Below are 8,283 nucleotides of genomic sequence, written 5' to 3'. Positions count from 1 at the left end.
CCGGCTTCTTCACCCTCGCCCTCAACATCGCCGAACCCGTCATCGCCGGGCACTACGGCCGCGCCTGCGTAGACGCCGTGGCCCCGCTGCTCCTCCTCGGCTAGGGTGCCGTCGGCCCCGCGCTGCTGCGCCACTTCCACGCCGTCACCACCGCGGACCCCGCCACCACACCGGCTGTGCTCCCGACCCCGGCTCCCGTGGCCGACCCGGCATCCGTACCGGAGGACGCTCCAGCCGACGCCGGAGCCGCCCTCATCCCGGAGCCTGCTCCTGAACCGGTTGCCGTGTCCGAACCCGCGGCGCCCCCGGCCCCCGCTCCTGTCGCTGTGCCGCATCCGGCCGCCAAGGTGGCCCCGGCTCTGCTGGACGCCGCCCGCGAGATTGCCGACGCCCACCGCGCCGCTACCGGCCAGCCCATCACGCTGCCGCAACTCAAGGCCCGTCTCGGCGTCAGCCTCCCCCTGGCCACCGCCGCACACGCGGCACTGACGGCCTGACCCTCCGCCGGCCTCCCGACATCTCCTCCTGGCCTCCTGGGCCTGACCCGTCATGCCCTCGGGCAGCACCTGGCTCCGTCTCGGTGCTGCCCGGGGCCTCCATCAGCGGAAAGAATCCCCTGCCGATGCCCCGCGACCTCGACCTGCGGCACGTGATCAGCCCCGCTGTCCGGGACCTGATCGAACTGGCCAACCTCGGCGACTTCGACCGCACCCGCGAACAGATCAACCGCCTGCGCGGCTGCACCCGTCCGATCAACCTCGTCGGCCACACCACCACCCGCGACCACACCACCGGCGAAACGATCCGCTCGTACTCCACCAGCGACGAGCCCACCGGACGTCTGCTGACCACCTGCGGCAACCGTCGCGCCTCCCGCTGCCCCACCTGCTCCCGCCTCTACGCCGCCGACACCTACCACCTCATCCGCGCCGGACTCTCCGGCGGCAAGAACGTCCCCGAAACCATCCACACCCACCCCAGGGTCTTCCTGACCCTCACCGCGCCCTCCTTCGGCCCTGTCCACAACCGACCCACCACCAAGGACGGCAAGCCCCAGCCCTGCCGCTGCGGCACCCGGCACCCCGACAGAGCCCCCGAACTCGGCACCCCTCTCAGCCCGAAGACGTACGACTACACCAGCGCCGTGCTCTGGAACGCCCACGCAAGCGCTCTTTGGGCACGCTTCACCCTCAACCTCCGCCGCACCCTCGCCGCAAACTTCGGCATCACGCAGAAGGACATGAACGCGGCCCTGCGGATCTCCTTCGCGAAGGTCGCCGAGTACCAGCAGCGCGGTCTGGTCCACTTCCACGCCGTCATCCGCTTCGACGGCCCCGACGGCCACACCAGCCCCCCGCCGGCCTGGGCCGGCGCAGACCACCTCCTCCACGCGATCAAGCCCGCGCTGAAGCGGACCACCCTGACCGTTGTCTCCGACATCGTGGGGGACCGGGAAATCGGCTGGGGCAAGAGGTTCAAGGTGGACGAGATCACCGCGCTCGGCGACGGCGAACTCACTGACAAGGCGGTGGCGGGCTACATCGCCAAGTACGCCACCAAGAGCGCCGAGGACTCCGGAACGGTTGACCGTTCGCTGGTCTGCCGGACCTGCTCCGGCCGTGGCACGGTCGGTGGCCGAGTCCGGGAGTTGTGCCCCGGCTGCGAAGGCACCCGCCAGGCCGAACCCCTGCGGGACCTGCCCGTCCACCAACACGTGCGGCAGATGATCCGCACCGCCTGGGACCTCGACGCCCTGCCCGAGTTCGCGGACCTCAAGCTCTGCAAGTGGGCCCACATGCTCGGCTTCCGCGGCCACTTCTCCACCAAGTCCCGCGCCTACTCCACCACCCTCGGGGCCCTCCGCGACGTCCGCCGTGCCTGGCGCCTCGCCCAGGCCGACGCCGCCCGCGTCCGCGCCGGCCACCCCGTACCCGCCCCGGGCACCGTGCTCGTCACCGAGTCCTCCTGGACCTACCTCGCCTCCGGCTACCGCCCCGGCGAAGAACTCCTCGCCAACCAGACCCGCCACGACATCAACCAGGCCCAACGCCGCAAGCACGAGGGGCTGGAGCCTGCATGACGACCGCCGTACTCACCGTGGACCAGGTCGCCGAGCGTCTCGGCATCAGCCGCTGGAAGGTCCACGACCTGATCCGCTCCCGCGAACTCGCCTCTTTCAAGATCGGCCGCTGCCGCCGCATCAGCGAAGCCGCGCTGGACGCCTACGTATCCCTCCGCACCGAACAGGAAGCCGCCTGATGGCCAAACCGAAGAAGAACGCCAACAACGAGGGCACCATCTACCAGCGCAAGGACGGCCGCTGGGAGGGCAGCGCGTACGTCCTGACGACGGACGGCACCTACAAGCGGCGCAGTGTCTACGGCAAGAGCTGGGACGAGGCGCACGAGAAGCTGACCAAGCTCAAGGCCGACTCGCTCAGCGGCCTTCCGGTGGCCACCAACAAGATGACGATCGCCGAGTACCTGGCGTACTGGCTGGCGAGCGTCGCCAAGACCAAGGTCCGCCCGACGACCTACGTCAACTACGAATCCCTCGTCCGGAACTACGTCGCCCCGGAGTTCGGCAAGAAGAAGCTGGTCCGGCTCACCGCCCGTGACATCCGCGCCTTCCTCATGAAGACGGCGGCCACCTGCCAGTGCTGCGCTCAGGAGAAGGACAAGAAGCGGCCGGAGCACAAGCGGCGCTGCTGCGCCCTCGGCAAGTGCTGCAAGAAGCTCCCCTCGGACCGGACCGTCCGCTTCCTGCTGGTGATCCTGCGTGCCGCGCTCCAGCACGCCGTACGGGAGGACGAGCTGCCCCGCAACGTGGCCCGGAACGTGGAGCTGAGCATGGGTACCAAGCGCGAGATCGAACCGCTCACCGCTGCGGAAGGACGTCGGCTCCTGACGACGGCCCGGAAAAACCGGCTCTGGGCCGCGTACGAGCTGGCGGTCCGCATCGGGCTCCGGCGGGGTGAGCTGCTGGGGCTGCGCTGGTCGGACGTGGATCTTCTCGGCGGGGTTCTGACCGTCCGGCAGGCTCTTCAGCGGGTGGGCGGCGAGCTGCTGATCGTCGCGCCGAAGACCCAGCGCTCGGCCCGGCGCGTGGCGCTGCCGGCCGAATGCGTGACCGCGCTCCGTGCCCAACGTGCCCAGCAGATTGCCGACCAGAAAGCCGGGGTTCACAACTGGAAGGAGACGGGGAAGGGGCTCGTCTTCACCACGAAGAACGGGACTCCCGTCGAGCCGCGCAACCTGAACCGATCCTTCGAGGCCCTGTCCGCCCGCGCCGGCATCCGCAAGGTCCACTTCCACGACCTGCGCCACACGTGCGCGTCCCTGCTCCACGAACAGGGTGCCGACGCCCGCATGATCATGGAGGTTCTGGGCCACAGCTCGATTCGCGTGACCATGGACATCTACACCTTCGTGCGGCTGGACTCCCAGCGCTCCGCCTTCGACCGCGTCGGGGATGCGCTGAGGGGTGACCACAGTCAGGCTGACGACGACAGCTGGTGACCTTCGCAGCAACAAGAACGGGCCCCACCAAGTCGGTGAGGGCCCGCTCTCTTTCCGTGTCAGTAGATCAACTGGCGAGCTGCTCGACCGTCTCCACTCTCGCGGCCCGGATCCGGAGTGTCACGACCTTGTCGCCCCTACCGTCGATCCCGTAGAAGTCGATGTAGTCGCCGACGGTGGAGAACCCGATCGCCTCGACTTCACGCTCACTGTCGAAGCCTTTGTTGATCACGTACTTGTGCGTCGAGGTCATCCCTTCGACCGCCTCGGGTCGTTCCCCGGAGCGACGGTGTTCTGCTCCCGCACCTGGCCGTTCTTGCCGCGAACGCGAAGCTCTCCGCCACCGTCGTTGGCCAGGATCTCTTTGGCACGAACGACTGCCTCTGCCTGAGTCGGCAGGACCGCACTGGCCCTCTCGGCTCCGGGCTTCGTCACCGCCCAGCCCTCGTCGCGCTTGGACACATCCCGGGTGTTGGGTCGATCTGCCATGGCACATCCGTTTCCGGAGCCGGACGCGCCGAGCTGCCCATCTTGGAGGAACCAAGAGAGGGCGATAAGGTCCCAAGGCGCGACCAACGCATCAGGCCCCATTGCCGTGCGCCCAACCCCAAGTTGGGCCCCGGTTGGGGCCTGTTTTGGTTTGGCGGATCAAGTGAAGCACCCCGGATGGCCCGCCAGCAAGCAAGACACCCCAACATGCACCATGGGGTGCGTCGACACACCACAACATCTTGTGTTTCCGGCAGAGCCCAACACCAGAGTACCGATGGCCACCGACAACCCGGATGGCTCAGCAGGGCCGGCCAGACTCAACGGCGCCGAGGGCTTCACCAATCAAGGTCGCTGTGAACCAGGGGCGAACCTCGCCTGACGTCGGCGAGGTGGATCGCCCTTCGCCTCCGCGAGGGGGGTAGCGCGATCTAAGCGGTTGCCGTCAAGCACTGCCGTCACGACATACGACAGAGGCCCTCAGGATTTCTCCTGGGGGCCTCTCGCCTGCTGTGCACTCGGCAGGATTCGAACCTGCAACCTTCTGATCCGTAGTCAGATGCTCTATCCGTTAAGCTACGAGTGCGTGGCCTTGGTGTGATCCTCGGCCTTGCCTCCCGGGTTTTTCTTCCTGGTCGGCGTTGCGGGAACAACATTACATGACCTGCGCCGTGACGCGAAATCCATTAGTCACACCCCACCTGACCTGCGAAAACGCCATCCCGAGGCGGTTCCGGAGCAGTCCCGCAGCAGATCCCCGCCGCCGGATACGACCGAAGCCCCGTGCCTGGGGCACGGGGCTTCGGGATCCTGCGGAGGCGGAGGGATTTGAACCCTCGATGGGCTTTAAGACCCAAACCGCATTAGCAGTGCGGCGCCATAGACCGGACTAGGCGACGCCTCCAGCACACCTCGCGCAAGCGCGAGTGGTGCGTGCAGATGATGACACAGTCGAGCGTGCTGTCACCAATCGCCGCCCACGGTACTAGGCAGGCGGGCGGCGAGGCAAAGCGCCCTGCGGCGGGCGTTCCGGTGACCGGTGCCGGCCGGCTCTTCCGGTCGGCCCTCCATGAGTTGCGCAACGTGTGGGCGTGAGGAGCGTTAGAGAGGACGAGGGCTCCGCCCTCCGTCCGTCCCTCCCGTAGGCCCGGCGCGCCCCACCCCGGGGCGTACCGGAGCAGGCCGGCGCGCTCCCTGGCGCGCCAGAACGATCAGGAGCCCCGCATGCTGCGCCGTCTCACCCTCACCGCCGTCGCGTCTCTCGCCGCGCTGTCCGCCGCCGCGCCCGCCGCCACGGCCCTCTCCCCCCTGGTGCCCCTGCCTCCCCTCCCCGTCCTCCAGGAGGACTGGCTGATCGGGCAGGACACGACGGCCCGGCTCACCGTGACGGTCTCGGAGTCCGGCAATCCGGCGGCCGACGGGGTCTTCGAGCTGGAGTGCGGTCCGGCGGGCGGCAGCCATCCCGCCGCTCAGCGTGCCTGTGACCTGCTGGACGAGGCGGCGGAGTCGGGGGAGAACCCCTTCGTGGCCACGGACCGCAACGCCATGTGCACCCAGCAGGCCGGCGGGCCGGCCGCCGCCCGGGTCCAGGGCACCTGGCAGGGGGAGGACGTCGACGCGCGTTTCAGCCGGGCCAACGGCTGCGAGATCTCCCGCTGGAACAACCTCGTGCCGGTGCTCCCCACCGCGAGGTAACCGGTTCGGCGGGGCGTGCGCCGGGGACTCCAGCAGACCCGGAGGGCGCGCGCCGAGGCGCGTACAGGCCTCCTCCGGGGGCCTGTACGCCGGATTCCGGGGCCGCTTCAAGCAGCTCTCCGGGAGCGATCCGGAAGGTATCGGCGCACGTCAGAGGGGGCGCTCGCGGTCACGGCACGGACCACCGGCGTACACCGTGTGCACAGAACCTTGGTGAGAGCTCCCCCTCATCCGCCGCCCGCCACGCGCTCCCTGCCTTTAGACTCCTTCAGTGACAGCCTGAGGCCCGAGGGGCAGGATGGGGCCCGCTGTCGGCAAGGTGCGGTATTCAGGGAGGAAGCGTCTCGTGAGCAGCAGGCCATCCCGAGGCACTGCTCGCCTCGCAGCCATACTCGACGCCCTCCCGGACGGGCTCCTGCTCGTCAACTGCAACGGAACGGTCGTCAACGCCAACACCATCGCCCTCGAAATGTTCGAGACCCCGGGCACCGCGCTCGTGGGCCGCGGACTGCTCGATCTGCTTCCGGAGTTCGACTCCAGGCTGATCCCGGGGTCGATGCGCAGGCCGGATGCTGCGGACGAGCGGGGCAGGACCAAGCCGACGCGGATGACCGCGCGCCGGACCGACGGCACCGAGTATCCCGTCGAGGTCACCAGCGCCTCCCTGGACAGCGGCCACGCCGGTTACAACGACATCCACTCCAGCTACACCGGCGACGAACTGCTCATGATCGTCGTCCGGGATCTCTCCGGCACCGTCGACACCGAGGCCGAGCTGGCCCGTTCGCAGCGTCAGACGGAGATGATCCTGCGCGCCGCCTCGGAGGGCGTCGTCGGCACGGACACCGACGGCCGGGTCGTCCTGGTCAACCCTGCCGCCGCCCAGATCCTCGGCTTCCGCGCCAGCGACCTGGGTGGCCAGGAGCTCCATCCGCTGATCCTGCACTCGCGTGCGGAGGGCGACCCGTTCCCGTACGAGGAGTCGCCGCTCGCCGACACCCTGAGGTCCGGCCGCAAGCACCGGGTACGCGGACAGGTGCTCTGGTCCAAGAGCGGTGCCCGGGTACCGGTGGATCTGACGACGGCGCCGGTACGCGACGGGGACCAGCTGGTCGGCGCCGTCATGACGTTCACCGACCGCCGGCCCTACGAGGAGCTGACGCGGCAGCACACCGAAGAGGTCGCCGGGCTGACGGAGCGGCACGCTGCCGAGATCGCCGAGCTCACCAGGAGCCACCGGGCAGAGATCGCCGAGCTCACCGGGAGCCACCGGACCGAGATCGCCGCACTCACCGAACAGCACGCGGCCGAGGCCGCCGACCGGACCGAGCGGTACGCCTCCGAGCTGGAGGAGCAGGCCGAGCGCCTCACCGGCCTCACCGCGCGGCACACCCAGCTCACCGCGGTGCTGGGCGAGTCCCTGCGGGGGCCGCTGGAGGAGCTGCGCGGCGAACTCTCCGCCCTCGCAGCGGATCCGGCCGGCCAGCTCTGGCCGGAGGCCAACCAGATCCTGCACCACCTCGCCGCGGGCTACGCGCGCATGACGACGCTCGTCGACAACGTGCTCAGCTACCAGCGCCTGGACACCGGGGCCGAGGAGCTCGTCAAGCAGACGGTGCTGCTCGACGCCGTGGTGACCGCGGGCATCGACGGCGCGGTCGAGCTGATCGGGCCCGGCCGTGCGCAGTTCGCGGTGCACGCGCCGCCGATCGAGGCCGAGGTCGACGCGGGCCGGATGGTCACGGCTCTCGCCCATCTCGTCGCCGACGTGGCCGGTGTCGATTCGACCGGCAAGACCCGGCCGGTGCCGGGCGGCGGTTACGTCGACTCCACGGTCGTCGTGGCCGCGGCGCAGCGCGGTGACGTCGTACGGATCGAGGTGCGCGGGCCCTTCGCCGGGGGTGACCCGGTGCATGTGCCGATCGTGCGCGGGATCGTGCGTGCGCACGGCGGTGTGCTCCAGACGCACGAGATGCCGGGGATGAGCGGCAGCGCGTACGTCCTGGAGGTGCCGCTCGGCACGGGTTCCGGGACCATCGCGCCCGGGCCCCTTCCGGTGGCGGAGGAAACCGCCGTACCGGAAAACGCCGTACCGGAGCCCGCCCCGCAGGGCGGCCGGCGCAGGGCGCGCAGGGCGTCGACGGACGCGTTCCTGGACGGTCCCGCCGACCCGGGGGCGGCCACTCCCGAGGCCGGTGACACCCCGGCGGGGGAGCCGACCGGGCGGCGCCGGGCACGCCGCGAGTCCACGGTTCCCCAGGAGCAGCCGCAGGACGAGGACATGACCCCGCCTCAGCGGAGCGAGGGCTCCGGCCGCAGGCGCGGCCGGCCCAGCCCCGCGGAGAACGCGGAGCAGCCCCGTCAGGCGCTGGCGCTCCCCGCGGCGGCCTCCGCTCCCTCGGAGGGGTCCGTGGTCACGGCGGCCGAGGGTGCGCAGGGAGGTGGTGGCCGCCCGCAGCGCGGGCAGACGGTACCGCCTCAGGGTGTGCCGCAGAACGCCCCCGCGCGACAGAGCGGTGGCGGCCGGCCCGCGCTGCCGGCCCTCGCCTCGTCCGACGCCCCCGGGCAGCAGGAGCAGCCG

At 70.2% G+C, this 8,283-nt stretch carries 8 protein-coding genes and 2 tRNA genes; 6 read left to right on the top strand and 4 right to left on the bottom strand.

What is annotated here, in order from left to right; genetic code table 11:
* Nucleotides 1–197 precede the first annotated feature (197 nt).
* The 4 genes from VN520_RS30350 (at nt 198) to VN520_RS30335 (ending at nt 3,518) form a co-directional block, all read left to right on the top strand.
* Nucleotides 198–497 carry a hypothetical protein gene (locus tag VN520_RS30350; RefSeq protein ID WP_325750149.1) on the top strand — a complete coding sequence of 100 codons (300 nt, stop codon included), beginning with the start codon at nt 198–200 and terminating at the stop codon, nt 495–497.
* Between the two features lie 125 nt (nt 498–622).
* On the top strand, nt 623–2,080 hold the full coding sequence (locus VN520_RS30345) for a replication initiator (protein WP_325750148.1): 1,458 nt from the start codon (nt 623–625) through the stop codon (nt 2,078–2,080).
* Entirely contained in the window at nt 2,077–2,259 is a 183-nt protein-coding gene (locus VN520_RS30340; protein WP_019324615.1) for a helix-turn-helix domain-containing protein, read from the top strand. Before VN520_RS30345 ends, VN520_RS30340 begins: the two co-directional genes overlap by 4 nt.
* Nucleotides 2,259–3,518, top strand: a complete 1,260-nt coding sequence (locus VN520_RS30335) for a site-specific integrase (protein WP_325750147.1) — start codon at nt 2,259–2,261, stop codon at nt 3,516–3,518. Before VN520_RS30340 ends, VN520_RS30335 begins: the two co-directional genes overlap by 1 nt.
* 67 nt (nt 3,519–3,585) lie before the next feature.
* Here VN520_RS30335 and VN520_RS30330 read toward each other — a convergent pair whose 3' ends face one another.
* The 4 genes from VN520_RS30330 to VN520_RS30315 all read right to left on the bottom strand — a co-directional run bounded on the left by VN520_RS30330 (nt 3,586) and on the right by VN520_RS30315 (nt 4,911).
* On the bottom strand, nt 3,586–3,771 hold the full coding sequence (locus VN520_RS30330; RefSeq protein WP_325750146.1) for a hypothetical protein: 186 nt from the start codon (nt 3,769–3,771) through the stop codon (nt 3,586–3,588).
* Nucleotides 3,768–4,007 (bottom strand): DUF2188 domain-containing protein, encoded by a 240-nt coding sequence (locus VN520_RS30325; protein WP_325750145.1) that lies wholly within the window; start codon nt 4,005–4,007, stop codon nt 3,768–3,770. Before VN520_RS30325 ends, VN520_RS30330 begins: the two co-directional genes overlap by 4 nt.
* Before the next feature lie 513 nt (nt 4,008–4,520).
* A tRNA-Arg gene (locus tag VN520_RS30320) sits at nt 4,521–4,593 on the bottom strand.
* A gap of 227 nt (nt 4,594–4,820) precedes the next feature.
* Nucleotides 4,821–4,911: transfer RNA gene (locus VN520_RS30315), tRNA-Ser, on the bottom strand.
* 320 nt (nt 4,912–5,231) lie between these two features.
* Between VN520_RS30315 and VN520_RS30310 the strand changes: the two genes are divergently transcribed.
* The gene (locus VN520_RS30310; RefSeq protein ID WP_325750144.1) at nt 5,232–5,702 is read left to right on the top strand and encodes an SSI family serine proteinase inhibitor; all 471 of its coding nucleotides are present in this window, start codon (nt 5,232–5,234) and stop codon (nt 5,700–5,702) included.
* 346 nt (nt 5,703–6,048) lie between these two features.
* Nucleotides 6,049–8,283, top strand: a 2,235-nt coding sequence (locus VN520_RS30305) for a PAS domain-containing protein (RefSeq protein WP_325750143.1), incomplete at its 3' end; no start/stop codon positions are given.

The organism is Streptomyces sp., from assembly GCF_035563135.1.
Taxonomy (GTDB): domain Bacteria; phylum Actinomycetota; class Actinomycetes; order Streptomycetales; family Streptomycetaceae; genus Streptomyces.
Note: the sequence above shows the minus strand (reverse complement) of the source record. Positions and strands in the feature narration are given on the sequence as shown.